General features: G+C 69.2%; 20 protein-coding genes and 3 pseudogenes. 7 read left to right on the top strand and 16 right to left on the bottom strand.

The window, feature by feature from the left end:
* Positions 1-14 precede the first annotated feature (14 nt).
* The 4 genes from sufC to sufB are packed head-to-tail and all read right to left on the bottom strand — an operon-like array spanning position 15 to position 3,750.
* Positions 15-809, bottom strand: a complete 795-nt coding sequence (gene sufC, locus ACRAWC_RS00330) for a Fe-S cluster assembly ATPase SufC (RefSeq protein WP_431345964.1) — start codon at positions 807-809, stop codon at positions 15-17.
* Between the two features lie 4 nt (positions 810-813).
* The gene (locus ACRAWC_RS00325; protein WP_431345963.1) at positions 814-1,143 is read right to left on the bottom strand and encodes a non-heme iron oxygenase ferredoxin subunit; all 330 of its coding nucleotides are present in this window, start codon (positions 1,141-1,143) and stop codon (positions 814-816) included.
* Positions 1,143-2,330 carry a Fe-S cluster assembly protein SufD gene (gene sufD / locus ACRAWC_RS00320; protein ID WP_431345962.1) on the bottom strand — a complete coding sequence of 396 codons (1,188 nt, stop codon included), beginning with the start codon at positions 2,328-2,330 and terminating at the stop codon, positions 1,143-1,145. Before sufD ends, ACRAWC_RS00325 begins: the two co-directional genes overlap by 1 nt.
* A 1-nt stretch (position 2,331) precedes the next feature.
* On the bottom strand, positions 2,332-3,750 hold the full coding sequence (gene sufB / locus ACRAWC_RS00315; RefSeq protein ID WP_431345961.1) for a Fe-S cluster assembly protein SufB: 1,419 nt from the start codon (positions 3,748-3,750) through the stop codon (positions 2,332-2,334).
* Between the two features lie 310 nt (positions 3,751-4,060).
* Here sufB and ACRAWC_RS00310 point away from each other — a divergent pair, with 310 nt between their 5' ends.
* Positions 4,061-5,002: a COX15/CtaA family protein gene (locus tag ACRAWC_RS00310; RefSeq protein WP_431345960.1), complete on the top strand. Its 942-nt coding sequence runs from the start codon at positions 4,061-4,063 to the stop codon at positions 5,000-5,002.
* Here ACRAWC_RS00310 and ACRAWC_RS00305 read toward each other — a convergent pair.
* Complete coding sequence (locus ACRAWC_RS00305; RefSeq protein ID WP_431345959.1) at positions 4,976-5,518, bottom strand: GNAT family N-acetyltransferase; 543 nt, start codon at positions 5,516-5,518, stop codon at positions 4,976-4,978. The two genes, ACRAWC_RS00310 and ACRAWC_RS00305, sit on opposite strands and share 27 nt — an antisense overlap.
* A gap of 151 nt (positions 5,519-5,669) precedes the next feature.
* Positions 5,670-6,593: a heme o synthase gene (locus tag ACRAWC_RS00300; RefSeq protein WP_431345958.1), complete on the bottom strand. Its 924-nt coding sequence runs from the start codon at positions 6,591-6,593 to the stop codon at positions 5,670-5,672.
* A gap of 355 nt (positions 6,594-6,948) precedes the next feature.
* On the opposite strand from ACRAWC_RS00300, the pseudogene tkt reads away from it, so the two are divergent.
* From tkt to pgl, 6 genes and pseudogenes are all read left to right on the top strand, one after another.
* A pseudogene (tkt, locus tag ACRAWC_RS00295) lies at positions 6,949-9,041 on the top strand (transketolase).
* Between the two features lie 34 nt (positions 9,042-9,075).
* Positions 9,076-10,203, top strand: coding sequence for a transaldolase (tal, locus tag ACRAWC_RS00290; protein WP_431345957.1), 1,128 nt, complete (start codon positions 9,076-9,078; stop codon positions 10,201-10,203).
* A complete protein-coding gene (locus tag ACRAWC_RS00285) occupies positions 10,200-11,810 on the top strand; it encodes a glucose-6-phosphate isomerase (protein ID WP_431345956.1) in 1,611 nt (536 codons plus the stop codon). The genes tal and ACRAWC_RS00285 overlap by 4 nt, the downstream gene beginning before the upstream one ends.
* A 9-nt stretch (positions 11,811-11,819) precedes the next feature.
* Complete coding sequence (gene zwf, locus ACRAWC_RS00280; protein WP_431345955.1) at positions 11,820-13,361, top strand: glucose-6-phosphate dehydrogenase; 1,542 nt, start codon at positions 11,820-11,822, stop codon at positions 13,359-13,361.
* Positions 13,358-14,320, top strand: coding sequence for a glucose-6-phosphate dehydrogenase assembly protein OpcA (locus ACRAWC_RS00275; protein WP_431345954.1), 963 nt, complete (start codon positions 13,358-13,360; stop codon positions 14,318-14,320). The genes zwf and ACRAWC_RS00275 overlap by 4 nt, the downstream gene beginning before the upstream one ends.
* Positions 14,317-15,086 (top strand): annotated as a pseudogene (gene pgl, locus ACRAWC_RS00270) (6-phosphogluconolactonase). Before ACRAWC_RS00275 ends, pgl begins: the two are co-directional and overlap by 4 nt.
* 118 nt (positions 15,087-15,204) lie before the next feature.
* Here pgl and ACRAWC_RS00265 read toward each other — a convergent pair.
* From ACRAWC_RS00265 to uvrA, 10 genes and pseudogenes are all read right to left on the bottom strand, one after another.
* Positions 15,205-15,570 carry an RNA polymerase-binding protein RbpA gene (locus tag ACRAWC_RS00265; protein ID WP_431345953.1) on the bottom strand — a complete coding sequence of 122 codons (366 nt, stop codon included), beginning with the start codon at positions 15,568-15,570 and terminating at the stop codon, positions 15,205-15,207.
* Positions 15,571-15,597: 27 nt separating this feature from the next.
* Positions 15,598-15,843, bottom strand: coding sequence for a preprotein translocase subunit SecG (gene secG, locus ACRAWC_RS00260; protein WP_179605831.1), 246 nt, complete (start codon positions 15,841-15,843; stop codon positions 15,598-15,600).
* Positions 15,844-15,951: 108 nt separating this feature from the next.
* Positions 15,952-16,755, bottom strand: coding sequence for a triose-phosphate isomerase (gene tpiA / locus ACRAWC_RS00255; protein WP_431345952.1), 804 nt, complete (start codon positions 16,753-16,755; stop codon positions 15,952-15,954).
* Positions 16,743-17,960 (bottom strand): phosphoglycerate kinase, encoded by a 1,218-nt coding sequence (locus ACRAWC_RS00250; RefSeq protein WP_431345951.1) that lies wholly within the window; start codon positions 17,958-17,960, stop codon positions 16,743-16,745. Before ACRAWC_RS00250 ends, tpiA begins: the two co-directional genes overlap by 13 nt.
* A 15-nt stretch (positions 17,961-17,975) precedes the next feature.
* Positions 17,976-18,980, bottom strand: a complete 1,005-nt coding sequence (gene gap, locus ACRAWC_RS00245; protein ID WP_431345950.1) for a type I glyceraldehyde-3-phosphate dehydrogenase — start codon at positions 18,978-18,980, stop codon at positions 17,976-17,978.
* Between the two features lie 101 nt (positions 18,981-19,081).
* Positions 19,082-19,708, bottom strand: coding sequence for a superoxide dismutase (locus tag ACRAWC_RS00240; RefSeq protein WP_431345949.1), 627 nt, complete (start codon positions 19,706-19,708; stop codon positions 19,082-19,084).
* A 114-nt stretch (positions 19,709-19,822) separates the two neighbouring features.
* Positions 19,823-20,803 (bottom strand): DNA-binding protein WhiA, encoded by a 981-nt coding sequence (gene whiA / locus ACRAWC_RS00235; RefSeq protein ID WP_431345948.1) that lies wholly within the window; start codon positions 20,801-20,803, stop codon positions 19,823-19,825.
* Positions 20,804-20,860: 57 nt separating this feature from the next.
* Complete coding sequence (rapZ, locus tag ACRAWC_RS00230) at positions 20,861-21,748, bottom strand: RNase adapter RapZ (RefSeq protein ID WP_431345947.1); 888 nt, start codon at positions 21,746-21,748, stop codon at positions 20,861-20,863.
* A gap of 93 nt (positions 21,749-21,841) precedes the next feature.
* Positions 21,842-23,845, bottom strand: coding sequence for an excinuclease ABC subunit UvrC (gene uvrC, locus ACRAWC_RS00225; protein ID WP_431345946.1), 2,004 nt, complete (start codon positions 23,843-23,845; stop codon positions 21,842-21,844).
* Between the two features lie 9 nt (positions 23,846-23,854).
* Positions 23,855-26,793, bottom strand: a pseudogene (gene uvrA / locus ACRAWC_RS00220) (excinuclease ABC subunit UvrA).
* Positions 26,794-26,887 lie beyond the last annotated feature (94 nt).

Raw genomic sequence — 26,887 nt, 5'->3', positions numbered from 1 at the left:
CTCCGGGCCGTCGCTCAGGCCTCGGCCAGCTCGGCCGCAGAGGCGGACGCGGACTCGGGGGCGTCGACGAAGCGGTCGTAGCCCTCCTCCTCCAGGCGGTCGGCGAGCTCCGGACCGCCCTCCTCGGCCACCCGGCCGGCGACGAACACGTGCACGAAGTCCGGCTTGATGTAGCGGAGGATACGCGTGTAGTGCGTGATCAGGAGGATGCCGAGACCGGTGTTGGCCTTGGCGCGGTTGACGCCCTCCGACACGACCTTGAGCGCGTCGACGTCGAGGCCGGAGTCGGTCTCGTCCAGCACCGCGAACTTCGGCTTGAGCAGTTCGAGCTGGAGGATCTCGTTGCGCTTCTTCTCGCCGCCCGAGAAGCCCTCGTTGACGTTGCGCTCGGCGAACGAGGAGTCCATGCGGAGCTGCCCCATCGTCTCGCGGACGTCCTTCACCCAGGTGCGGATGGCGGGCGCCTGGCCGTCGATCGCGGTCTTGGCGGTGCGGAGGAAGTTGGTGTTGGTCACGCCGGGGATCTCGACCGGGTACTGCATGGCGAGGAACAGGCCGGCGCGGGCGCGCTCGTCGACGGTCATCGCGAGGACGTCCTCGCCGTCGAGCGTGATGGTGCCCTGGGTGACCTTGTACTTCGGGTGACCGGCGATCGTGTAGGCGAGGGTGGACTTGCCCGAGCCGTTGGGGCCCATGATGGCGTGGATCTCACCCTCGCGGATGATCAGGTCGACGCCGTTGAGGATGGGCTTGGTGCCCTGGTCCGTCTCGACGGTGACGTGCAGGTCGCGGATCTCGAGGACTGACATGTGCTTACTGAATCTCTTTCGTGACGGTCGGGTCGATATAGACGTCTCCGTCGATGACCTCGACCTGGAAGACGGGAACCGGCTCGTAGGCCGGGAGGTTGAGCGGCTTGCCGGTGACGAGCGAGAACTGGGAGCCGTGCGCCCAGCACTCCAGCGTCTCGCCCTCGACGAAGCCCTCGGCGAGGGAGATCTCGCCGTGCGTGCAGGTGTCGCCGATGGCGTGGATGTCGCCGGCCGAGTCCTTGACGATCGCGATCGGAACGCCGTCGACGACCACGCGGGTCGCCTGGTTCTCGACCAGTTCGGCCGCGGCGGCGACGCGGGAGGCCGCCATCAGCCGGCCGCCGTGACGGACACCGCGAGCTCGGCCTCGATCGCGGCCTGCAGGCGCTCCTGGAGCGCCGGCGAACCGATCTGCTGGACGATCTCGAACAGGAAGCCGCGAACGACCAGGCGGCGCGCCTCGTCCTCCGGGATGCCGCGCGACTGCAGGTAGAAGAGCTGCTCGTCGTCGAAGCGTCCCGTCGCGCTGGCGTGGCCGGCGCCGACGATGTCGCCGGTCTCGATCTCGAGGTTCGGAACCGAGCCGGCGCGCGCGCCGTCGGTGAGCACGAGGTTGCGGTTCTGCTCGTAGGTGTCGGTGCCGACGGCCTTCGGGCCGATCAGCACATCGCCGATCCACACCGTTCGCGCGCCCTCGCCCTGCAGCGCGCCCTTGTAGGTGACGCGGCTGCGGGTCTCCGGGCCGTCGTGGTGGACGTAGACCTGCTGCTCGAGGTGCTGCGAGGCGTCGGCGAAGTAGGCGCCGAGCAGCTCGGCGTCGGCGCGTGCGCCGGCGAGGTGAGCCGACGGGTTCAGCCGTACGACGCCTCCGCCCAGGGTGACGACGACGTGCTTGATGTGCGCACCCTCGGCCAGTTCGGCGAAGTGGGCCGCGACGTGCAGGGCGTCGTCGTCCCACTCCTGCACCGAGACGACCGTGAGGTTCGCGTGGGCGCCGAGCAGGAACTCGACGTTCTCGGTCAGGTGCGCCGCTCCGCTGTTCTGCAGGATGAGTGTGGCGTGGGCGCCGGGGGCGACCTCCACGACGGTGTGCGCCGCACGGGCGGGGCCGCCGAGTGCCGCGCGCGTGAGGGTGGCCTCCTTCGGCTCGTCGCCCGAGATGGACACGAGCAGGGCCTGCTCGAAGTTCGTCCACGCGTTCGCCGAGGCGCGGTCCTCCGGGATGCCGGCGGCGCCGACGCGGGCGTCGTCACGGGCGATCCAGGAGGCGGTCACGCCGGGGGCGGGCGTCAGGTCGAAGACGTACGGCGAGCCGTCCAGCTCGCCCGAGATGAGCTCGGCGAGGCGGGCGACCGGGGTGTGCTTCCACATGACCTCGCGGCCGGTGACGTCCGGGAAGTCGGCGACCTGGGTGGAGGTGAACCGCTCGGAGCGGGTCTGGACCGGGACGGGCGCGCGCAGGTGGCGAGGAGCCGGCGCCGCTTCCTGGGTCTGCGTCGGTGTGCTGGGGGTCGTCATATCAGCCGACAGAGCCTTCCATGCCCATCTCGATGAGCTTGTTGAGTTCGAGTGCGTATTCCATCGGGAGCTCGCGAGCGATCGGCTCGATGAAGCCGCGGACGATCATCGCCATGGCCTCGTCCTCCGGGAGCCCCCGGGACATCAGGTAGAAGAGCTGCTCCTCGCTCACGCGGGAGACCGTAGCCTCGTGGCCGAGCTGCACGTCGTCCACCCGGATGTCGATCGACGGGTAGGTGTCGGACCGGGAGATGGAGTCGACCAGCAGCGCATCGCAGCGGACGGTGTTCGCGGCGTGGTGCGCGTTGGCGTCCACCCGGATCTCGCCGCGGTAGCCGGCACGGCCTCCGCCGCGGGCGATCGACTTGGAGACGATGGAGGACTGCGTGTACGGCGCCATGTGGATCATCTTGGCTCCGGCGTCCTGGTGCTGGCCCGGGCCCGCGAAGGCGACGGAGAGCGTCTCGCCCTTGGCGTGCTCGCCCATCAGGTAGATCGACGGGTACTTCATCGTCACCTTGGAGCCGATGTTGCCGTCGATCCACTCCATCGTCGCGCCCTCGGCGGCCGTGGCGCGCTTGGTGACGAGGTTGTAGACGTTGTTCGACCAGTTCTGGATGGTCGTGTAACGCACGCGGGCGTTCTTCTTCACGATGATCTCGACGACCGCGGAGTGCAGCGAGTCGGACTTGTAGATCGGGGCGGTGCAGCCCTCGATGTAGTGCACGTAGCTGTCCTCGTCGGCGATGATCAGCGTGCGCTCGAACTGGCCCATGTTCTCCGTGTTGATGCGGAAGTAGGCCTGGAGCGGGATCTCGACGTGGACGCCCTTGGGCACGTACACGAACGAGCCGCCCGACCAGACGGCCGTGTTGAGAGCGGCGAACTTGTTGTCCCCGGCCGGGATGACCGTGCCGAAGTACTCCTGGAAGATCTCCGGGTGCTCCCTGAGCGCGGTGTCGGTGTCGAGGAAGATGACGCCCTGCTGCTCCAGGTCCTCGCGGATCTGGTGGTAGACGACCTCGGACTCGTACTGCGCGGCGACGCCGGCGACGAGGCGCTGACGCTCGGCCTCGGGGATGCCGAGCTTCTCGTAGGTGTTGCGGATGTCCTCCGGCAGGTCCTCCCAGCTCTGGGCCTGCTTCTCGGTGGAGCGGACGAAGTACTTGATGTTGTCGAAGTCGATCTCCGACAGGTCGGCGCCCCAGGTCGGCATCGGCTTGCGCTCGAAGAGCTGGAGGGCCTTGAGGCGGCGCTGCAGCATCCAGTCCGGCTCGTTCTTGAGGTTGGAGATGTCTTTCACCACCTCGGGGCCGAGCCCGCGACGCGCGGAGGCGCCCGCGGCGTCGGAGTCCGCCCAGCCGAACTCGTACTGCCCGAGGCTCGCGAGTTCTGGCCGGTCGATCAGGATGTCTGACATATCTACCTCGTTTCCTACCACCTTCAACCGGATATCAGTCCGGCTCATTCCTCCCGCGGCGTGCGGCTGCCCGGCGCCGAGAGCGTCTTGATTGTGCGGGTGGCTTTGCTGCGTACGAACACAGTGCTTACCTAAAATGATCGAGGACATGGGCGACAGTGCCCCGGCCGCAAGCGAGGAAACGCCTCCGGGCACGCGCAGGGTCGCGCGTTTCTCGAACCCACCAATTCTACAGGTGCGAAGCGGTAATAGTAGAGGCGCGCCTGCACGTTGGCCGAGTATCGATCAGATCTGAAGGATCCAGGAACTTATGAAACGCATCATCGCGTGGCTGCCCGACCGTGTCGAGAAGCGCACCAGGGTCGTCGCCTGGCTCTACCTCGCGGCGCAGATCCTGCTCGTGACCACGGGCGGCGCCGTGCGGCTCACCTCCAGCGGGCTCGGCTGCCCGACGTGGCCGAAGTGCACCGCCGACTCCATCGTGAACACCCCGGAGATGGGGATCCACGGCGTGATCGAGTTCGGCAACCGGATGCTCGGCGGGGTGCTGGCGATCCTCGCGATCCTCGCGTTCCTGATGGTCGTCAAACTCCTCCGCTCGCGGCGCGACCTGTTCTGGCTCGCCTTCGCCGCAGGCCTCGGCGTGCCGTTCCAGGCCGTCCTCGGCGGGATCACGGTCCTCATCCGGCTCACCTGGTGGGTGGTCGGCCTGCACTTCATCACCTCCATCGTGCTGGTCGCGCTGACGACGGTGTTCCTCGTCCGGGTGTACGCCGTGCCCGGCCCCCGCGTTCGCGCCGTCCCGGGCTGGTACGCCGTCACCGCGTACATCACGAGCGTCGTCGTCGGAGTGACGATCGTCCTCGGCATCGTCACGACGGGCACCGGCCCGCACGCCGGCGACCCCAACACCCCGCGCACCGGCCTGAACCCCGAGATCATCGAGCACGTGCACGCCACGCCGGCGTACCTGACCTTCGCCCTGACGCTCGTCCTGGTGATCGGCGCATGGCGGATCACCGCGACGCCTGTGCACCGCTTGACGCTCCTCCTGCTCGGGGTGGAGCTCGTGCAGATCGCCGTGGGGCTCATCCAGTCCAACACCGGCCTGCCCGGGGTCCTCGTGGGCATCCACATGACCCTGGCCGCGACGCTGGCCTCGGTGATGACCGCCGTGCTCCTGTCGCTGAAGGCCACCGCGCCGCGCGACGCCGTCGCCGCCGGCTCAGCCGCGGACGTCGTCGCGGCGTAGCACGCCGGTCAGCGCCTCGCGCCGTTCGTCGTGGAAGTCCACGACGTGCGGCTGCGCACCGGCGAAGTCGAATCCGACCGCCTCGGCGAGCCGCCTGCTCGCCTCGTTGCCCGGCAGGTATTCCCAGTGCAGCCGGTCGAAGCCGAGACCGTCGGGCGAGAGGGCGAGGGCGCAGACCGCCGTCAGCGCCTCCGTCATCACACCCCTCCGGCGCGCGGAGGGCGCGAGCCAGCAGCCGAGGGAGGCCGCGCCGTCCGCCTCGTCGCGCCGGACCTCGACCGCGCCGACGAGCGGAGCCGTCTCGCCCTCCCGGACCGCCCACACCGTGAACCGGCCGCTGGCCAGCCCGTGCGGAACGTACGAGTGCACGAAGAACTCGGCGCTCTCGCGCGTGTACGGCTCAGGAAGTGGGATCCAGCGCGCGATCTCCGGATCCTGACAGGCGTCGAACACGGCGGGGACATCGGTCTCCCGCGGCGCGTCCAGCACGAGCCGCGCCGTCCTCAGCGCCTGCACGCTGAGAACCGTAGCAGCGCCGCCACGATTCGGCACGAATCGCGCGAAACGGCCGCCGATTCACCACATTCGGCACGAAGCGCATGGCGCACATTCGGCACGAATCACGTGAATGTGGCGCGCAATCACCGCATTCGGCACGAATCGCGCGTCAGAACCAGAGCAGCGGGTCGATCGCGACGGCGAGGAAGATCAGCGTCAGGTAGGCGATGGAGCCGTGGAACACGCGCATCGGCGAGACGTGCTCGTGTCGGATCGCGAGGTTGTAGAGGCGGTGCGACTCGTAGAGGAACCAGCCGCCGGCGCCCAGGGCGACCACCGTGTAGACGAGTCCCATGTGCGCCACCGGGATGAGCAGCAGCGAGCACGCGACCATCGCCCACGCGTAGAGGATGACCTGCAGGCCCACGACCGAGCGACCGCGGATGACCGCGAGCATCGGCACGCCGGCCTCCTTGTAGTCCTCGCGGTACTTCATCGACAGCGGCCAGTAGTGCGGCGGCGTCCAGAGGAAGATGATGCCGAACAGGATGACCGGCGGCCAGGCGAGCGACCCGGTGACGGCGGCCCAGCCGATCAGCACGGGCATGCAGCCTGCGATGCCGCCCCAGACGATGTTCTGCGCGGTCCGGCGCTTGAGGATCAACGTGTAGAAGACGACGTAGAGCAGGATGGCGGCGACGGACAGCGCCGCAGCGACCCAGTTCGTGAAGAAGCCGAGCACGAGCACCGACGCGATGCCGAGCGCCCACGCGAACACCAGCGCTTCGCGGTCGCTGAGCTCCCCGGTGACCAGCGGGCGCTTCTTGGTACGGCGCATCACGCGGTCGATGTCGCGGTCGATGTAGCAGTTGAACGCGCCGGCGGAGCCCGCCGACATGTAGCCGCCGACCACCGTGGCCAGCACCAGCCAGAGGTTCGGGATGCCGTGCGCGGCGAGGATCATCGTGGGAACGGTCGTGACCAGCAGCAGTTCGACCACACGCGGCTTGGTGAGGGCGAGGTACGCCTTCGCCTTGCGCGCGACACCGATGCGGCTCGCCGGTTCGACACGGCTCTCTACGGCGACGTCCATTGCTCCTCGGTATTAAGGGATCATGCGGCCCCGGGACGCCGGTCTCACGAAGTGTCCCGGCGACTGTGCGGATTGTTACAGACCGCGACAAGTCTACGACACGACCGCTGTTCCGCAGTCTTCCGCGGCGGTGCGCTGCGCGGTAGCGCACGGACCTGCAGGAACACCCCAGGTTTCGTGCGTGTTACCTATACTTGGAGATGCTCGCCAGCCGGGCCCCCTTTCACTTGCCTCCGATTTGTAGGACTGTGACGGAGAACGGGGCCGGCGCCGATGACGTCCACGGCGCGCACTACCTCAACCGGTGCGGGTAACACGACGACCCTCACCACATCTAGGAAGGGTCAGTTTTCACGTGGCAGCTCTGCAGTGGGATCCCATTGACAACAAGGCAGTAGACACGGTCCGCGTCCTCGCGGCCGATGCGGTGGAGAAGGTGGGCAACGGGCATCCCGGCACGGCGATGAGCCTCGCCCCCGCCGCATACCTGCTGTTCCAGAAGGTGATGCGCCGCGACCCGCACGACGAGCACTGGCTCGGCCGCGACCGCTTCATCCTGTCCGCAGGCCACAGCTCGCTCACCCAGTACATCCAGCTCTACCTCGGCGGCTACGGCCTCGAGCTCGACGACCTCAAGGCGCTCCGCACCTGGGGCTCGCTCACCCCCGGCCACCCCGAGTACCGCCACACCAAGGGCGTCGAGATCACCACCGGACCGCTCGGCCAGGGCATCTCCTCGTCGGTCGGCTTCGCGTACGCCCAGCGCTTCGAGCGCGGCCTGTTCGACCCGGACGCCGCGCCGGGGACGAGCCCGTTCGACCACTTCGTCTACGTCATCGCGAGCGACGGCGACCTGGAGGAAGGCATCAGCTCCGAGGCCTCCAGCCTCGCCGGCCACCAGCAGCTCGGCAACCTGATCGCCATCTACGACGCCAACCAGATCTCGATCGAGGACGACACCAACATCGCCTTCACCGAGGACGTCAAGGCCCGCTACGAGGCGTACCACTGGCACGTCCAGGTGGTCGACTGGAAGAAGACCGGCGTCTACGAGGAGGACGTGCAGGAGCTGCACCAGGCCATCGTCAACGCCCAGCAGGTCACCGACAAGCCGTCGCTGATCGTTCTGAAGACCATCATCGGCTGGCCTTCGCCGAAGAAGCAGAACACCGGCAAGATCCACGGCTCCGCCCTCGGCGCCGACGAGCTGCGCGCCGTCAAGGAGGTGCTCGGCTTCGACCCCGACCAGACGTTCGAGGTCGCCGAGGACGTCATCGAGCACACCCGCAAGGCCGTGGATCGCGGCGCGGAGGAGCACGCCGAGTGGCAGAAGGGCTTCGACGCCTGGGCCGCCGCCAACCCGGAGCGCAAGGAGCTCCTCGACCGGCTGCTGTCGGGCGCCGTCCCCGAGGGCTTCGAGGACGCTCTCCCGGTCTTCGAGGCCGGCAAGGACGTCTCCACCCGTGCAGCCAGCGGCAAGGTCATCAACGCCATCGCGGGCGTCATGCCCGAGCTGTGGGGCGGCTCGGCCGACCTCGCCGAGTCGAACAACACCACCATCGAGGGCGCCGCGTCGTTCGTGCCCACCGAGCACTCGACCCACGAGTGGACCGGCAACCCGTACGGCCGCGTGCTGCACTTCGGCATCCGCGAGCACGCGATGGCCGCGATCCTCAACGGCATCGTGCTGCACGGTCCGACGCGCCCGTTCGGCGGCACGTTCCTGATCTTCAGCGACTACCAGCGCCCGGCGATTCGCCTGGCGGCGCTCATGCAGGTGCCGTCGATCTTCGTCTGGACGCACGACTCCGTCGCGCTCGGCGAGGACGGCCCGACGCACCAGCCGATCGAGCAGCTCTCGACGCTGCGCGCCATCCCGCACCTCGACGTCGTCCGCCCGGGCGACGCCAACGAGGTCGCCTACGCCTGGAAGACCATCCTGGAGCGCCGTGGCGGCCCCGCCGGCATCGCCCTGACCCGCCAGAACATCCCGGTGTTCGAGCGCGGCGACGGCGAGGCCACCGGCGACACGCTCGCCTCGGCGGCCAACGTCGCCAAGGGCGCGTACATCCTGGCCGAGGCCCCGGGCGGCACCCCCGACGTGCTGTTCATCGCCACCGGCTCCGAGGTGCAGATCGCGCTCGAGGCGCGCGAGGTGCTGCGCGGCGAGGGCATCAACGCCCGCGTCGTCTCCGCCCCTGCCTCGAGTGGTTCCACGAGCAGGACGCCGCCTACCAGGAGAAGGTCCTCCCGGCCGGCCTGAAAGCCCGCGTCTCGATCGAGGCCGGCCTGGCCCTCGCCTGGGACAAGATCGTCGGCGACCACGGCCGCAGCGTCTCGATCGAGCACTTCGGCGCCTCGGCGGACTACAAGACGCTGTTCCGCGAGTTCGGCATGACCACCGAGCACGCCGTCGCCGCAGCCAAGGAATCGCTCGCGTCGCTCTGAGCGCGAGCACGGAAGAAGAGAAGAAGAAACCACGATGACCGACACCACTTCCACCACCTCCTCCCCCACGGCCGAGCTCTCCGCCGCCGGCGTCAGCATCTGGCTGGACGACCTGTCCCGTGAGCGCATCGCCACGGGCGGCCTCCAGAAGCTGATCGCCGAGCGCAACGTCGTCGGCGTGACCACCAACCCGACGATCTTCGCCGCGGCCCTCTCCAAGGGCGAGGCGTACGACGCCCAGGTGAAGGAGCTCGCCGCCGCCGGCACGAGCGTCGAGGACGCGATCTTCCAGATCACGACCGACGACGTCGCCGACGCCAGCGACATCTTCCACGACGTCTTCGAGGCCTCGAACGGCGTCGACGGCCGCGTCTCCATCGAGGTGGAGCCCGGCCTCGCGCACGACGCGCACGGCACCATCGAGCAGGCCAAGAAGCTCGCCGCCAAGGTCGACAAGCCCAACGTGCTCATCAAGATCCCGGCGACGGTCGAGGGCCTCGAGGCCATCACCGAGACCATCGCGGCCGGCATCAGCGTCAACGTCACGCTGATCTTCAGCCTCGAGCGTTACCGCCAGGTCATCGACGCCTACCTGACCGGCCTCGAGAAGGCGAAGGCCGCGGGCATCGACCTCGCCGGCATCCAGTCGGTCGCGTCGTTCTTCGTGTCCCGCGTGGACACCGAGGTCGACAAGCGCCTGACCGCCATCGGCACGGACGAGGCCCACGCGCTCAAGAGCAAGGCCGGCGTCGCCAACGCCCGCCTCGCCTACGAGCTGTACGAGCAGGAGTTCGCCACCGACCGCGCCAAGGCCCTCGTGGCCGCGGGCGCGAACGAGCAGCGCCCGCTCTGGGCCTCCACCGGCGTCAAGGACCCGAGCCTGCCCGACACCCTCTACGTCACCGAGCTGGTCGCGCCGAACACGGTCAACACCATGCCGGAGAAGACGCTGGAGGCGACCTTCGACCACGGCGAGATCACCGGTGACACCGTCACCGGCAACTACGCCGACGCGAAGGGCGTCCTGGACGCGCTGGCCGGACTCGGCATCGACTACGACGACGTGACCGCCACCCTCGAGCGCGAGGGCGTCGACAAGTTCAACGTCTCGTGGGGCGAGCTCGTCGAGACCGTCACCAACGCTCTGGAGGCGGCCAAGTGACCTTCCGCATCCACGTCACCGGCGCGGCGGCCCAGGCCGTCGCGTCGGTCGTGCCCCAGCTCGTCGCGGACCGGGTCGCGTCCGGCATCACGGCTCAGGACGCCGCCCTCTGGGGCCCGGCCGCGGAGCCGGAGGCCGCCAAGCGCCTCGGCTGGACCGAGGCCGTAGCGATCTCCCGCCCCCTGGTCGCCGAGATCGTCGCGCTGCGCGAGCAGCTCCACGCCAAGGGCGTCAACCACATCGTCCTCGGCGGTATGGGCGGCTCCTCGCTCGCACCGGAGGTCATCACGCGTACCGCGGAGGCCGAGCTCACGGTCCTCGACTCGACCGACCCCGGCCAGGTGCTGTCGGCCCTGCACGACCGCCTCCAGGCGACCGCAGTGGTCATCTCCTCCAAGTCGGGCTCGACGCTGGAGACCGACAGCCAGAAGCGCGTCTACGAGAAGTGGTTCCGCGACGCCGGAATCGACCCGGTGGAGCGCATCGTCGTGGTCACCGACCCGGGCTCGCCGCTCGACCAGTCGGCGCGCGAGGCGGGCTACCGCGTCTTCAACGCCGACCCCAACGTGGGTGGCCGCTACTCGGCGCTCACCGCCTTCGGGCTGGTCCCGTCCGGCCTGGCCGGCGTGGACATCTCCGAGCTGCTGGACGAGGCGGAGGCGACGCTCATCGAGCTGGCCGTCGACAACGACGCCAACCCGGGCCTCGTGCTCGGTGCGGCGATCGCCGGCAGCAACCCGCTCAAAGACAAGCTGGGCATCGTCGCCGACGGCACCCACATCGTCGGGTTCGCCGACTGGGCCGAACAGCTCATCGCGGAGTCCACGGGTAAGGAGGGCACCGGCCTGCTCCCCGTCGTCCTCGACACGCTCGCTCCCGAGCTGTCGTCGAAGCCAGCCGACCTCCAGGTCGTGCGGCTCGTCGCCAATGCGGAGGCGCACCACCTGTTCCCGGCGAACCGGCACGAGGGCGAGATCCTCGTCTCGGGCAGCCTGGGCGCCCAGCTCATCGTGTGGGAGTACGCCACCGCGGTCGCCGGCCGACTGCTCGGCATCAACCCGTTCGACCAGCCCGACGTGGAGGCCGCCAAGGTCGCCGCCCGCGCGCTGCTCGAGAACCGCCCGGAGCCCGCCGCACCCGCCTTCACCGCGGGCGGCGTCGAGGTGCGCACCACCGGCTCGTTCCTCGGCGACGCGTCGATGCTCGACGGCGCGGTGGACGCCCTCCTCGCGCAGCTCGGACCGGACGGCTACGTCTCGGTGCAGGCCTACGTCGACCGGCTGGCGCTGCCGCAGCTCGCGGGCATCCGCGACCTGCTCGCCGCCAAGGCGGGCCGCCCCGTCACCTTCGGGTGGGGTCCGCGCTTCCTGCACTCGACCGGACAGTTCCACAAGGGCGGCCCCGCCGTCGGCGTGTTCCTGCAGATCACCGCGGCTGCGCCGGAAGACCTGGAGATCCCCGACCGTCCGTTCACGTTCGGCCAGCTCATCCAGGCCCAGGCCGCCGGCGACGCGAGCGTGCTCGGCGAGCACGGCCGCCCGGTGCTGACCCTGACCCTCTCGAACCCCGAGGCCGACGTCGTCTCGCTGTTCGAGGCCGTCAACTAGAGGAGCCAGATGTCACCGGTGGAGATCACCCCGGAGTTCAATCCCCTGCGGTTGCCCTCCGACCGTCGCCTCAACCGCATCGCGGGGCCGAGCAGCCTCATCATCTTCGGCGTGACGGGCGACCTGTCGCGCAAGAAGCTGATGCCGGCCGTCTACGACCTTGCGAACCGCGGCCTCCTGCCGCCCGGCTTCTCGCTCGTCGGGTTCGCCCGGCGCGACTGGGAGGACCAGGACTTCGAGAAGGTCGTCTACGACGCGGTCAAGCAGTACGCGCGCACCCCGTTCGACGACGATGTGTGGAAGCAGCTCGCTCAGGGCATCCGTTTCGTCTCGGGCGAGTTCGACGACGCCGAGGCGTTCGCGCGGCTCAAGGAGACCGTCGAGAAGCTGGACATCGAGCGCGGCACGATGGGCAACCACGCGTTCTACCTGTCCATCCCGCCGAAGGCGTTCCCGCTCGTCACCGAGCAGCTCAAGAAGTCGGGGCTCGCCGACCAGTCGGGCGTCGGCTGGCGCCGCGTCGTCATCGAGAAGCCGTTCGGCAGCGACCTGAAGACCGCGCGCGAGCTCAACAAGGTCGTCGAGTCGGTGTTCCCGCCGGACTCGGTGTTCCGCATCGACCACTACCTCGGCAAGGAGACGGTCCAGAACATCCTGGCGCTGCGCTTCGCGAACGAGCTGTACGAGCCGATCTGGAACGCAAACTACGTCGACCACGTGCAGATCACGATGGCCGAGGACATCGGCGTGGGCGGCCGGGCCGGCTACTACGACGGCATCGGCGCGGCGCGCGACGTCATCCAGAACCACCTCCTGCAGCTCCTCGCCCTCACGGCGATGGAGGAGCCCATCTCCTTCGACGCCGCGGACCTCCGCGCCGAGAAGGAGAAGGTGCTCGCGGCCGTCCGCCTGCCCGAGGACCTTGCCAAATCGACCGCACGGGGTCAGTACTCCAGCGGCTGGCAGGGCGGCGAGAAGGTCGTCGGATTCCTGGACGAGGACGGCATGAACCCGCAGTCCACCACGGAGACGTACGCCGCGATCAAGCTGGAGATCGGCACCCGCCGCTGGGCCGGAGTCCCGTTCTACCTGCGGGCGGGCAAGCGCCTGGGCCGCCGGGTCACCGAGATCGCGGTCGTGTTCAAGCGCGCGCCGCAGCAGCTCTTCGCGGAGTCGCAGACCAGCGCGCTCGGCCAGAACGCGCTCGTCATCCGCGTGCAGCCCGACGAGGGCGTGACCATCCGCTTCGGCTCGAAGGTCCCCGGCGCCGGCATGCAGGTGCGCGATGTGAGCATGGACTTCGGCTACGGCCACGCGTTCACCGAGGCGAGCCCGGAGGCCTACGAGCGGCTCATCCTCGACGTCCTGCTGGGCGATCCGCCGCTGTTCCCGCGGCACGAAGAGGTCGAGCTGTCCTGGAAGATCCTCGACCCGATCGAGGGGTTCTGGGCCACGCAGGGCCAGCCCGAGCAGTACCGCCCCGGAACCTGGGGCCCGACTTCCGCCGACGAGCTCCTCGCCCGCGACGGCCGCGTCTGGAGGCGTCCATGATCGTCGATCTGCCCGACACCACGACGAGCAACATCTCGAAGGCGCTCGTCAAGATCCGCGAGGAGGGCGGCGCCGTCGCCCTCGGGCGCGTGCTGACGCTGGTCATCGCGACCCACCTCGGTCAGGAGGAGGAGGCCATCGAGGCCGCCAACGACGCCTCCCGCGAGCACCCGATGCGCGTCATCGTGGTCTCCACCGAGGAAGAGCGCAGCCACACGGACTCCGGTCGTCTGGACGCCCAGATCCGCGTGGGCGGCGACGCGGGCGCGAGCGAGGTCATCGTCCTCCGCGCCTACGGCGAGACCGCGAGCGACGAGGAGGGGCTGGTCACCGGCCTGCTGCTCCCCGACGCTCCCGTCGTCGTCTGGTGGCCGGGGATCGCGCCCGCGAAGGCGTCGCACTCCCCGCTCGGCCGGATCGCTACGATCCGCATCACCGACGCATCGGCCCAGCCGAACCCGCAGGAGGCGCTTTTCCACCTCGCCGACACGTACGCCCCGGGAGACACCGACTTCGCCTGGACGCGGCTCACGTTGTGGCGCGCACAGCTCGCCGCGGTGCTCGACCAGCCGCCGTACGAGCCGATCACCTCGGTGGAGGTCGCCGGTGCGGCCGACTCGCCCTCCACCCTCCTGCTCGCCGCGTGGCTGCGCCTGCGGCTCCAGGTGCCCGTGCAGTACGATCTCGCTTCGCGCGCGATCGGCTCCGGCGGCATCCACGGCGTCAAGATGGAGCGCGAGTCCGGCACCATCGAGCTCGAGCGCGAGGTCCCGAACGTGGCCCGTCTCTCGCAGCCGGGCCAGCCGACGCACGACCTGTCGCTGCCGCGCCGCAACCTCCGGGACTGTCTCGCCGAGGAACTGCGTAGGCTGGACCCGGACGACCTGTACGGCGAGGTCATCACGAAGGGTCTCGGGCTGCTCGAGGCCTCCGACGAAGGAGTGGGCGCGACAGCATGACGAACGAACGGCGGGTGCTCGTCCACCCCGATAAGGAAGCAGTCGCCGCGTCGGTGGCCGCCCGCTTCCTCACCAAGACGATCGACATCCTCGACGACCTGGGCGCGGCGAATGTCGCGCTGACGGGCGGCACGATGGGCATCGCGGTGCTGGAGGCCGTCAACGGCTCCCCGCGCGCGACACCATCGATTGGTCGAAGGTGCACTTCTGGTGGGGCGACGAGCGTTTCGTCGAGAAGTCGAGCGAGGAGCGCAACGAGCGCCAGGCGCGCGAGGCGCTCCTCGACCACCTCCCCGTCCCGCCGGAGAACATCCATCCGTTCCCGGCGTCGGACGAGATCCCGGACATCGATGAGGCTGCGCGCGTCTACGCCGCCGAGCTCGAGGCGTTCGCTCCGGAGGGCCAGACCTTTCCGAAGTTCGACATCACCTTCCTCGGCGTCGGCCCGGACGGCCACATCGCGTCGCTGTTCCCCGACCGCGCGGGCATCCGCGAGACGGAGGCCACGGTGATCGCTGAGCGCGAGTCGCCGAAGCCGCCGCCCCTGCGGCTCAGCCTCACCCGCCCGGTGCTCAACGCGTCGGACCGCATCTGGCTGGTGCTGTCGGGCAGCGACAAGGCGAGCGCGCTCGGCCTCGCCCTCGCGGGCGCGAGCTACACCGAGGTGCCGGTCGCCGGCGCCAAAGGCCGCAAGCGCACCGTGTTCTTCGTGGACAAGGACGCCGCGGTCGACGTTCCGGAAAACCTGATCGCCCCCAGCTACTGATCGCACAGGGGTCGCAACACGCCGTTAGCCACGTAGCGAAACGGCGTGTTGCGACCCCTCTGCGGTGGATGTGAAGAAGCCCCGCCGGTCATCGACCGGCGGGGCTTCTTCGTACGTGCTAGTTGCTCGTGGGCTTGCCGCGGCGGGCGCGGAGCTGGTTGAGGGCGTCGTCGAGCAGCTGCTCCGCCTCCTCCTCCGAACGGCGCTCCTTCACATAGGCCAGGTGCGTCTTGTAGGGCTCGGCCTTCGCGACCGACGGCGGGTTCTCCTTGTCGCGGCCGGCCGGGAGGCCGGTCGACGGCGAGTCGATCACATCGGGGATCTCCTCGTCGGGCAGGTTCGCCGCGAAATAGCGGACGGTCTCGTTGCCGAGGGCGTCCCAGTACGAGACGGCCACGCGCTCGGCGTGGAACCCCCGGTCCTGTTCGCCCATCGGGCCCGCGCCGACGCGCGAGCCGCGGATTGCGCTTCCTCCGGATGCCATGCTTCTCCTCTGGTGAAGGCGCGCCGGTCAGGCGCTGAATTTGGTGATGAGCCCGAGGACGACGATGCAGGTGATCCAGATGAGCCCGAGAATGACGGTGATCCTGTTGAGATTGCGCTCGGCGACGCCCGAGGCGCCCAGGTTGGAGGTGACGCCGCCGCCGAACATGTCGGAGAGGCCGCCTCCGCGTCCCTTGTGCAACAGGATGAGGAGGGTCAGCAGGAGGCTGGTGATCCCCAGCAATACCTGGAGGATGACCGTGAGAATCTGCACGCTTGACCTTTCGATGCGATAGGGCCGACGCCCGGCAAAACCAACGACCAGTATAACCGCGGATGGGCGCGGCAGCTCACCCGACGTCCGGGGAGCCGCCGCGCGCCCTCAGACTCCGACGTGCTTCTGGTAGCGGATGATGGCCGAGAACTCGGCCACGTCCAGGCTCGCGCCGCCGACGAGCGCGCCGTCGACGTTCGGCTCGCGCATGAAGCCGGCGATGTTGCCCGACTTCACCGAGCCGCCGTAGAGGATGCGGGACTTGGCCGCGACGTCCTCGCCGAGCAGCTCGACGATGACCGCGCGCAGCGCCGCGGCGACCTGCTCGGCCTGCTCCGGCGTCGCCGCCTGGCCGGACCCGATGGCCCACACCGGCTCGTACGCGACCACGAAGTCGGCCGCCGAGTCGACGGACGCCAGGGCAGCGCGGAGCTGCGCGACCGGGACGGCGCTCGCGCCGTGGACCTCCAGGTCCTCCGCCGTCTCGCCGACGCAGATGATCGGCGCGATGTTGTTCTTGATCGCCTGAGCGACCTTGGCCGCGACCTGCTCGTCCGTCTCGTTGTGCAGCGTGCGCCGCTCCGAGTGGCCGATGAGGACGTAGCGCGACTCGAGGGCGGCGAGGAACGACGCCGCGATCTCGCCGGTGTAGGCGCCCGAGTCGTGCTCGGAGACGTCCTGGCCGCCGAACGCGATCGGCAGCTTGTCCGCCGAGATCAGCGTCTGAACGCTGCGCAGGTCGGTGAACGGCGGGAAGACGGCGACCTCGACGGCCGAGTAGTCGTGCCCGGCGTCCTTGAGGGTCCACGCCAGCTTCTGGACGACCGCTATCGCCTGCAGGTGGTCGAGGTTCATCTTCCAGTTGCCCGCGATCAGCGGGACCCGCCGCGCGGACTCGTTCACTGCTGCCATCCCAGGACCTCCAGACCCGGCAGGTGCTTGCCCTCGAGGAATTCGAGGCTCGCGCCGCCACCCGTAGAAATGTGACCGAACTGATCGTCGGAGAAGCCGAGCGCCCGCACGGCCGCCGCGGAGTCGCCGCCGCCGACGACGCCGAGGCCGTCGACCTCGGTGAGCGCCTGCGCGATCGCCTTCGTGCCCGCCGCGAACGGCGCCAGCTCGAAGACGCCCATCGGGCCGTTCCAGAACACGGTGCGGGCGCCGCGGATGTACTCCGAGAACAGCTCGCCGGTCTCCGGGCCGACGTCGAGGCCGAGCCCGGAGGCGCCCCAGTCGGTGTCCTCGATCCCGTCGATCGGGCGCACCACGTGCTCCGCGTCGGCGCCGAACTTCGAGGCCACGACCACGTCGCGCGGCAGGACGATCTGGACGCCGAGCTCCTCGGCCTTCGCCAGGTAGCCCTTCACCGTGTCGAGCTGGTCGGCCTCCAGCAGGCTCGAGCCGACCTTGTGGCCGAGCGCTGCGAGGAAGGTGAACAGCATGCCGCCGCCGATGAGCAGCGAGTCCACCCGCGGGAGCAGGTGGCCGATGACCCCGAGCTTGTCGGACACCTTGGAGCCGCCGAGCACGACCGCGTACGGTCGCTCGGGGTTCTCGGTGAGGCGGTCGAGCACGTCGAGCTCGGCCGCGATGAGCGTGCCCGCAGCGCTCGGGAGCGCCTGGGCGAGCTCGTACACGCTGGCCTGCTTGCGGTGGACGACGCCGAAGCCGTCCGACACGAACGCGTCGCCGAAGGCGGCGAGCTTGGCGGCGAACGCCGCGCGCTCGGCCTCGTCCTTGGCGGTCTCCCCCGGGTTGAACCGGAGGTTCTCCAGCAAGGCCACGTCGCCGTCCTTCAGGGCGGCGACCGCGGACTCGGCGCCCGCGCCGACCGTGTCCTGCGCGAAGGTCACCGGCTTGCCGAGCAGCTCCGAGAGCCGCTGGGCCACCGGCGCCAGGCTGTACTTCGAGTCGGGCGCGCCCTCCGGGCGGCCCAGGTGGGAGATCACGACCACCTTGGCACCCTGATTGATCAGGGCGTCCAGGGTGGGAATCGACGCTCGCACGCGACCGTCGTCCGTGATCTTCCCGTCCTGGAGGGGGACGTTCAGATCACAGCGGACGACGACGCGTTTTCCCGCGAGCGAACCGAGTGAGTCGAGGGTGCGGAGCGTCACGTCGGTTCCCGGCCCTTACAGACGCTCGGCGACGTACTCGGTCAGGTCGACCAGACGGTTGGAGTAGCCCCACTCGTTGTCGTACCAGCTCGAGAGCTTGACCTGGTCGCCGAGGACGCGCAGCAGACCGGAGTCGAAGATCGACGAGTGCGGGTCGGACACGATGTCGGAGGAGACGATCTCGTCCTCGGTGTACTTGAGGATGCCCTTGAGCGGACCCTCGGCGGCCTTCTTGTATGCGGCCTTGACCTCGTCGATGGTGACGGGGCGCGAGGCGGTGACGGTCAGGTCGGTGATCGAGCCGGTGGGGACCGGGACGCGCAGCGCGAAGCCGTCGAGCTTGCCCTTGAGCTCCGGGAGGACCAGGCCGATGGCCTTGGCGGCTCCGGTGGAGGTCGGGACGATGTTGATCGCGGCGGCGCGGGCACGGCGGAGGTCGCTGTGCGGGCCGTCCTGCAGGTTCTGGTCGGCGGTGTAGGCGTGCACCGTGGTCATCAGACCGCGCTCGATGCCGAACTCGTCGTTGAAGACCTTGGCCAGCGGCGCGAGGCAGTTGGTGGTGCACGACGCGTTGGAGATGATGTTGTGCGTCTCCGGGTCGTACAGGTGCTCGTTCACGCCCATGACGAACGTGGCGTCCTCGTCGGTGGCCGGAGCGGAGATGATGACCTTCTTGGCGCCGGCCTCGATGTGCTTCTTGGCGTCGGCGGCCTTGGTGAAGCGGCCGGTCGACTCGATGACGATGTCGACGCCCAGCTCGCCCCACGGGAGGTTGGCGGGGTCGCGCTCCTCGAGGACCTTGATCGGCTTGCCGTTGACGACGATGCTGTCGCCCTCGAGCTCCACCGTGGCGTCCAGGCGGCCCGTGATGGAGTCGTACTTGAGCAGGTGCGCGAGCGTCTTGTTGTCGGTGAGGTCGTTCACCGCGACGATCTCGAGGTCGCTGCCCTTGGCGAGGGCCGCGCGCAGGTAGTTGCGACCAATGCGACCGAACCCGTTGATTCCGATCTTTACGGACACAGATGTCTCCCGTTGCTTGATGGTGGCGCCGGACGGCGCCGTGTGGGTGTTGTGGCGGACGGCGGCGTCCCGGGAGGGCTCCCTCCCGGGACGCCGACCCGCTACGACAGTAGCAGCAGACCCGCGGTCTTCTCGCGGGCCTTCACGAAGCGGTCGTTCACGTCCGCCCAGTTGGTGATGTTCCAGAATGCCTTGACGTAATCCGCCTTGACATTCACGTAGTCGAGGTAGAACGCGTGCTCCCACATGTCGAGCATGAGCAGCGGGATGGTCGCCGCCGCGAGGTTGCCCTGGTGGTCGTAGAGCTGCTCGATGATGAGCTTCTGGCCCAGCGAGTCCCACGCGAGGATCGACCAGCCGGAGCCCTGGATGCCGAGCGCCGAGGCGGTGAAGTGGGCGCGGAACTTGTCGAACGAGCCGAAGAACTCGTCGATCGCCGCAGCAAGCTCACCGGTCGGCTTGTCGCCGCCCTCCGGGGACAGGTTGTTCCAGAAGACCGTGTGGTTGACGTGGCCGGCGAGGTTGAACGCCAGGTCCTTCTGCAGCTTGTTGACGTACGTCAGGTCGTCGGCGTCGCGCGCCTCGGCCAGCTTGGCGATGGCGGTGTTGGCGCCGTCGACGTAGGTCTTGTGGTGCTTGTCGTGGTGCAGCTCCATGATCCGGCCGCTGATGTTCGGCTCCAGGGCCGCGTAGTCGTACGGAAGGTCAGGCAGCGTGTAGTCAGCCATTACTCATCTCCACAGTTGTTCTTCTTCGATTCCCGATTCGGGCGACATGTTCAGTCTAGTGACGGCAACCCGGCCGGCCTCAGGTCTCTTCCCGGCCGCACGCCCATCCGGAAACTACACCTCATCCAGGTCGGCCGGGAGGTTGGCGTCCGTGCCGGGGATGTCCAGGTCGGACGCCTTCTTGTCGGCCATCGCCAGGAGGCGGCGGATGCGGCCGGCCACGGCGTCCTTCGTCATGGGCGGGTCGGCATGGTGGCCGAGCTCGTCGAGGCTGGCGTCGCGGTGCGCGAGGCGCAGCTCGCCGGCGTAGCGCAGGTGCTCCGGGATGTCAGGCCCGAGGATCTCCAGGGCGCGCTCGACGCGCGAGCAGGCGGCGACGGCGGCCTGGGCGGAGCGGCGCAGGTTGGCGTCGTCGAAGTTCACCAGGCGGTTGGCGGTCGCGCGCACCTCGCGGCGCTGGCGGAGCTCCTCCCAGTTGGCGACGGTCTCCACCGCACCCATCTGCACCAGCATCGCGCTGATCGCCTCGCCGTCGCGGATCACGACGCGGTGCACCCCGCGCACCTCGCGGGCCTTGGCGGACACACCGAGGCGGCCGGCGGCGCCGACGAGGGCCATCGCGGCCTCGTTGCCGGGGCAGGTGACCTCCAGAGCGGCGGAACGGCCCGGGTCGGTCAGCGAGCCGTGCGCGAGGAACGCGCCGCGCCAGACGGCCGCGAGCTCGTCGCGGGAACCCGTGGTGAGCCGGTTCGGGAGGCCGCGGATCGGACGCCGCCGTGCGTCCAGCAGGCCGGTCTGGCGGGCGAGGGTCTCGCCGCCCTCCAGCACGCGGACCAGGTACTGGCTGGCGCGGCGGACGCCGGAGGCCGAGATGACCGACACGTCGCTGCGGACGCCGTACAGCTCGGCCAGGTCCTTCCGGACGCGGCGCGCGAGCTCGGGGGTGTCCAACTCGCTCTCGACCGCGATCCGGCCGCCGATCAGGTGCAGTCCACCCGAGAACCGCAGGATGGTCGCGAGCTCCGCGGCGCGGACGGTCGTCTTGCTGACTTCGACCTTCGTGAGTTCGTCTTTGACGTCGGCGGTGAGAGCCAATCGGATTCCTAACTGTGAAAGACGGCGCGGGTCACGCCGTGAAGTGGGCGGCCGGCATCATTCACGGCCCAGGTCGCGGTGCTTGGTGTTGACCGCGACGCCGGGGAAGCCCCTCAACCGGGTCGCGAGCTCTTCGGCTATCGCGACGGACCGGTGCTTCCCTCCCGTGCAGCCTATCGCGATCATCGCGTGCCGCTTGTTCTCCCGCTGGTAGCCGGCGAAGATCGGGCGCATCGCGGCGGTGTAGCCGTCGATGAACTCCTCTGCTCCGTCCTGCTGGAGCACGTAGTCGCGGACGATCTCGTCCAGCCCGGTGTGCGGGCGCAGCTCGGGGTTCCAGAACGGGTTCGGGAGGAACCGCGCGTCGGCGACCAGGTCGGCGTCCGGCGGGAGGCCGTACTTGAAGCCGAAGCTCATCACGGTCACCTGCACGCCGGCGGTGTCCTCCGCCGCGAAGGTCTCGGTGATGTTGGTGGCGAGCTGGTGGATGTTCAGATCCGTGGTGTCGACGATGATGTCGCTCGCCTCGCGGATCTCGCGCAGCCGGGCACGCTCGGCCTCGATGCCGTCGAGGATGGTTCCGTTGCCCTGCAGCGGGTGCGGGCGGCGCACCTGCTCGAAGCGTCGGACGAGCACGGCGTCGGAGGCCTCCAGGAAGAGCACGCGCACCTTGGTGCCCTCGCGCAGGCTCTGGATCATCTCCTGCAGGTCTTCGAAGAAATTGCGGCCGCGGACGTCGACCACCGCGGCGATGCGCGGCAGCCCGGACTCGGCTCGGTTCGCCAGCTCGATCAGCGGCCGCAGCATCTGCGGAGGAAGGTTGTCGACCACGTACCAGTCGAGGTCTTCGAGGGCGTTGGCGACCGTGGACCGGCCCGCCCCCGACATCCCGGTGACGATCAGCACTTCCTGCTGCTCGGCGTTCGTGTCGACGTCGCTCGCCACGTGCTCTCCTTCTCTGACCGGGTGCGACCAGCCTAGCGACTGACCCGACGCGCCGAGGGGGTTTCCGGCTCCGCGCGCTTCTGCGCGGGCCTTTCAGTCCGCGGCGAGGCGCTCGTGGACGGCGGCCGCGATCGTCGGGCCGACGCCGCGCACCTCCGCGATCTGCTCGGGCGTCGCCTGGCGGAGCTGGGCCACCGAGCCGAAGTGCTTGAGCAACTCCTTCACGCGCGCAGGTCCGAGGCCGGGGATCTCGCCCAGCACGGTCGAGATGTCGCGCTTGCGCCGCGCCCGCTGGTACGTGATCGCGAAGCGGTGCGCCTCGTCGCGGATGCGCTGCACCAGGAATAGGGCGTCGCTGTTGCGCGGCAGGATGACCGGGAAGTCGGAGTCGGGCAGCCAGATCTCCTCCAGACGTTTGGCGATGCCGGCGAGCTGGATGCCGGTCACCCCCGACTCGTCCAGGGCGCGCTGCGCGGCGGCGACCTGCGGCTGGCCGCCGTCGACGATGAGGAGGTTCGGCGGGTAGGAGAACTTGCGGCGGCGGCGCTCGACGGCCTCCGCGAGCTCGGCGTCGACGTCGATCTCCGGGTCGTCGCCTTCGTCGTCGCGCTGCTCCGCGTCGGGCTGCTCCGCGTCGGACTGCTCCGCATCGGGCTGGTCGCCCCCGTCCTTCAGGTACGCGAGCCGGCGCGAGATGACCTGGTGGATCGATTCGGTGTCGTCGGTGGACTCGGGAATGCTGAAGCGGCGGTACTGGTCCTTGCGGGGCAGCCCGTCCTCGAACACGACCATCGAGGCGACGATGTTGGTGCCGCTCAGGTGCGACACGTCGAAGCACTCCATCCGGAGCGGCGCCTCGGCCATGCCGAGGGCGTCCTGGATGTCATTGAGAGCCTTCGACCGCGCGACGAAGTCGGAGCTGCGCCGGGTCTTGTAGAGGATCAGCGCGTTCTTGGCGTTCATCTCCGCGGTCTGCGCGAGCGCTGCTTTGTCGCCGCGCTGGGCGACCCGCAGCTCCACGCGTCCGGTCGACTTCGGGCCACGGCGCACCGGGCCGGCCTCTTCGGCCTCCACCCGCCGGGCCATGAGCCACTGCTCCAGCTCGGTGGCGTCCTCCGGCAGCTCGGGCACGATGATCTCGCGCGGCGGCGCGTCCGTGCCCTCGTACGCGTTCTGGAGCACCGTCTCCACCAGCTCGCCCAGCGAGATGTCCAGCTCCTTGTCGACCACCCAGGAGCGCACACCGCGGATGCGGCCGCCGCGGACGATGAACTGCTGCACCGCGGCGGCGAGCTCGTCGTGCGCGATGCCGAAGGCGTCGAGGTCCACGTTCTCCTGCAGCACCACGGCGCTCTTGCCCATCGCGGCCTCGAGCGCGCCGATCGCGTCGCGATGCCGGGCCGCGGCCTCGTAGTCGAGCGTGCTCGCCGCCTGCTTCATCTTCTCGGTGAGGTCGCGGATGTGCTTCGTGTCGTTGCCCGCCATGAAGGAGACGAAGTCCTCAGCGAGTTCGCGGTGGTCCTCCGGGCTGATCCGCCCGACGCACGGCGCGGCGCACTTGCCGATGTCGCCGAGCAGGCATGGCCTCCCGGTCAGCTCGGCGCGGCGGAAGACGCCGTCGGAGCAGCTCCGCACCGGGAAGGCCTTCAGCATGAGGTCCACCGTGTCGCGGATCGCCCAGACCTTCGTGTATGGGCCGAAGTAGCGCGCATCCTTGAGGTTCCGGTTGCGGGTGACCATGACGCGCGGGATGCGCTCGCCCAGCGTCACCGCGAGGTACGGGTACGACTTGTCGTCCCGGAACTGCACGTTGAACGGCGGATTGAACTCCTTGATCCAGGTGTATTCGAGCTGCAGCGCCTCGAACTCGCTGGCGACGACCGTCCACTCGACGCTCGACGCCGTGGTGACCATGCGCCGGGTGCGCTCGTGGAGGCTCCGCAGCGGCTGGAAGTAGTTGCTCAGCCGGGCGCGGAGGTTCTTCGCCTTGCCGACGTACAGCACTCGCCTGTTCTTGTCGCGGAACCGGTACACGCCCGGCTGTGTGGGGATCTCGCCGGCCTTGGGGCGGTAGCCGACCGTGTCCGTACTCTGCACAGCGTGATCCTACGCGGCGCCGCGGACACGTTCGCTGCCGAGCGCGCCCTCCCCCTGCAGGATCTCCTTGAGGAAGTAGCCCGTGTGGCTCCCCGGCGTCTCCGCCACCTGCTCCGGTGTTCCGGTCGCGATCACCTCGCCGCCGCCGGCGCCGCCCTCCGGACCCATGTCGATGATCCAGTCGGCCGACTTGATGACGTCGAGATTGTGCTCGATGACGATGACCGTGTTGCCCTTGTCGAGCAGGCCGTTGAGCACCAGCAGGAGCTTGCGGACGTCCTCGAAGTGCAGCCCGGTGGTGGGCTCGTCGAGCACATACACGCTGCGGCCGTTCGACCGGCGCTGCAGCTCCGTCGCGAGCTTGACGCGCTGCGCCTCGCCGCCCGAGAGCGTCGTGGCGCTCTGACCGAGCCGCACGTAGCCCAGGCCGACGTCGACGAGGGTCTGCAGGTAGCGGTGGATCGCCGAGATCGGCCGGAAGAACTCCGCCGCCTCGCTGATCGGCATGTCGAGCACCTCGGCGATGTTCTTGCCCTTGTAGTGCACCGTCAGGGTGTCGCGGTTGTACCGCGCTCCCCGCACACCTCGCACGCCACGTAGACGTCGGGCAGGAAGTTCATCTCGATCTTGATCGTGCCGTCGCCCGAGCACGTCTCGCACCGACCGCCCTTGACGTTGAAGCTGAACCGGCCGGGCAGGTAGCCGCGGACCTTGGCCTCCGGCGTCTCGGCGAACAGGGTGCGGATGCGGTCGAAGACGCCTGTGTAGGTCGCCGGGTTGGAACGCGGCGTGCGCCCGATCGGCGCCTGGTCGACGTGCACGACCTTGTCGAGGTTCTCGAGGCCGGTCACCGTGCGGTGCTTGCCCGGCAGTTTGCGGGCGCCGTTGAGCTTGTTGGCCAGCACGCGGTACAGGATGTCGTTGACCAGCGACGACTTGCCCGAGCCGGAGACGCCGGTGACCGCCACGAAGGCGCCGAGCGGGAAGTCCACCGTCACCTTCTTCAGATTGTTGGCCTGAGCGTCCACCACCCGGATCACGCGCTTCTTGTCGATCTTGCGCCGCTTCTCGGGGATGACGATCTCGCGCCGCCCGGCCAGGTAGTCGCCGGTCAGCGACGCGGTGTTGGCGAGCAGTTCGTCGTACGACCCGGAGTGCACCACGTGGCCGCCGTTGACGCCGGCGCCCGGGCCGATGTCCACGATCCAGTCCGCCGTGCGGATGGTGTCCTCGTCGTGCTCGACCACGATCAGCGTGTTGCCCAGGTCGCGCAGAGCCACGAGCGTGTCGATCAGGCGGCGGTTGTCGCGCTGGTGGAGGCCGATGCTGGGCTCGTCCAGCACGTACAGCACGCCGGTGAGGCCCGACCCGATCTGCGTCGCCAGCCGGATGCGCTGCGCCTCGCCGCCCGACAGCGTCGCCGCCGCGCGGGCCAGGTCGAGGTAGCTCAGACCGACCTGGATGAGGAAGTCGAGGCGGATCTTGATCTCCCGCAGCACCTGCGCGCCGATCTTCTGCTCGCGCTCGGTGAGGTGCAGCTTCTCCATGAACGCGCGCGCGTCCGACAGGCTGAGCAGGGACGCGTCGGCGATCGACGCGCCGTGGACGAGCACCGAGAGAACCTCGGGCTTCAGCCGCTTGCCCTGGCAGACCGGGCACGGCACCTCGCGGAGGTACTCGGCCCAGCGGGCGCGCTGGGTGTCGGTCTCCGCCTGTGCGTACTGGCGCTCGATGTAGGGCACGACGCCCTCGAAGCCGGACGTGTAGGACATCTCGCGGCCGTAGCGGTTCTTCCACCGCACCTTGACCTCGAAGTTGTCGCCGCGGAGGACGGCCTCCCTGACGTTCTGCGGCAGCTTCTTCCACGGCGTCTTCAGCGAGAAGCCGAGGTCCCGCGCGAGGCCGTCGAGCAGCTTCTCGTAGTAGTTGAAGAGGCCCTTGCCCTGCGTGGTCCACGGGACGATGACGCCCTCGGCGATGCTGAGCTCCTCGTCGCCGAGCAGGAGGTCTTCGTCCACCGACATGCGCGTGCCGAGGCCGGAGCACTCCGGGCAGGCGCCGAACGGCGCGTTGAACGAGAAGGTGCGCGGCTCGATCTCGGTGAGCTGGATCGGGTGGCCGTTGGGGCAGGACAGCTTCTCGCTGAACGACTGCCACGCCTCCGGGCCCTCCCGGTCCACGAAGTTGACCCGCACCAGGCCGTCGGTGAGCCGCAGCGCGGTCTCCAGCGAGTCGGTCAGGCGGCCGAGGATGTCGGGACCCGCGACGAGGCGGTCGACCACCACGGAGATGTCGTGCTTGTACTGCTTCTTGAGCGTCGGCGGCTCGCTGAGCTGGATCTGCTCGCCGTCCACGATCGCGCGCGAGTAGCCGCTCGCGGCGAGCTCCTTGAAGAGGTCGACGAACTCGCCCTTCTTCTGCGAGATGACCGGGCTGACCACCATGTAGCGGGTGCCGGGCTCCAGCTCCATGAGCTGGTCGGCGATCTGCTGAACAGTCTGGCGCTGGATCTTCTCACCGCAGACCGGGCAGTGCGGGACGCCGATGCGCGCCCAGAGCAGGCGCATGTAGTCGTAGATCTCGGTGATCGTGCCGACCGTCGACCGCGGGTTGCGGTTGGTGGACTTCTGGTCGATGGACACCGCGGGGCTCAGGCCCTCGATGAAGTCGACGTCCGGCCGGTCGACCTGGCCGAGGAACTGCCGCGCGTACGCCGACAGCGACTCGACGTAGCGGCGCTGCCCCTCGGCGAAGATCGTGTCGAACGCGAGCGACGACTTGCCCGAGCCGGACAGGCCCGTGAAGACGACCAGCGCGTCGCGCGGGATCTCGAGGTCGACGTTGTGGAGGTTGTGCACCCGCGCCCCGCGGACGCTGAGGTGCGACCCCACCACCTTGCTCGGATTGCCTGCCGAACTCCTGCTACTCAGAGTGCTCACTCGTTCCATTCTCCGCTATTCGCCGTCGCCCCACCCGCGTGTTCGCCCACCGCGCACCAGCGCAGTGCCCTGTGAAGGCCCCTGTCGGCGAGTTCGAATCTTT

Source organism: Leifsonia sp. L25, assembly GCF_050632895.1.
The sequence above is the reverse complement of the archived record's forward strand: the minus strand, read 5'-3'. Positions and strand labels throughout refer to the sequence as shown.

Bases quoted from the DNA above. Each gene is read 5' to 3' on its own strand.
- sufC (WP_431345964.1), bottom strand. From the start codon at position 809: ATGTCAGTCCTCGAGATCCGCGACCTGCACGTCACCGTCGAGACGGAC.
- ACRAWC_RS00325 (WP_431345963.1), bottom strand. From the start codon at position 1,143: ATGGCGGCCTCCCGCGTCGCCGCCGCGGCCGAACTGGTCGAGAACCAG.
- sufD (WP_431345962.1), bottom strand. From the start codon at position 2,330: ATGACGACCCCCAGCACACCGACGCAGACCCAGGAAGCGGCGCCGGCT.
- sufB (WP_431345961.1), bottom strand. From the start codon at position 3,750: ATGTCAGACATCCTGATCGACCGGCCAGAACTCGCGAGCCTCGGGCAG.
- ACRAWC_RS00310 (WP_431345960.1), top strand. From the start codon at position 4,061: ATGAAACGCATCATCGCGTGGCTGCCCGACCGTGTCGAGAAGCGCACC.
- ACRAWC_RS00300 (WP_431345958.1), bottom strand. From the start codon at position 6,593: ATGGACGTCGCCGTAGAGAGCCGTGTCGAACCGGCGAGCCGCATCGGT.
- tal (WP_431345957.1), top strand. From the start codon at position 9,076: ATGACCGACACCACTTCCACCACCTCCTCCCCCACGGCCGAGCTCTCC.
- zwf (WP_431345955.1), top strand. From the start codon at position 11,820: ATGTCACCGGTGGAGATCACCCCGGAGTTCAATCCCCTGCGGTTGCCC.
- ACRAWC_RS00275 (WP_431345954.1), top strand. From the start codon at position 13,358: ATGATCGTCGATCTGCCCGACACCACGACGAGCAACATCTCGAAGGCG.
- ACRAWC_RS00265 (WP_431345953.1), bottom strand. From the start codon at position 15,570: ATGGCATCCGGAGGAAGCGCAATCCGCGGCTCGCGCGTCGGCGCGGGC.
- tpiA (WP_431345952.1), bottom strand. From the start codon at position 16,755: ATGGCAGCAGTGAACGAGTCCGCGCGGCGGGTCCCGCTGATCGCGGGC.
- ACRAWC_RS00240 (WP_431345949.1), bottom strand. From the start codon at position 19,708: ATGGCTGACTACACGCTGCCTGACCTTCCGTACGACTACGCGGCCCTG.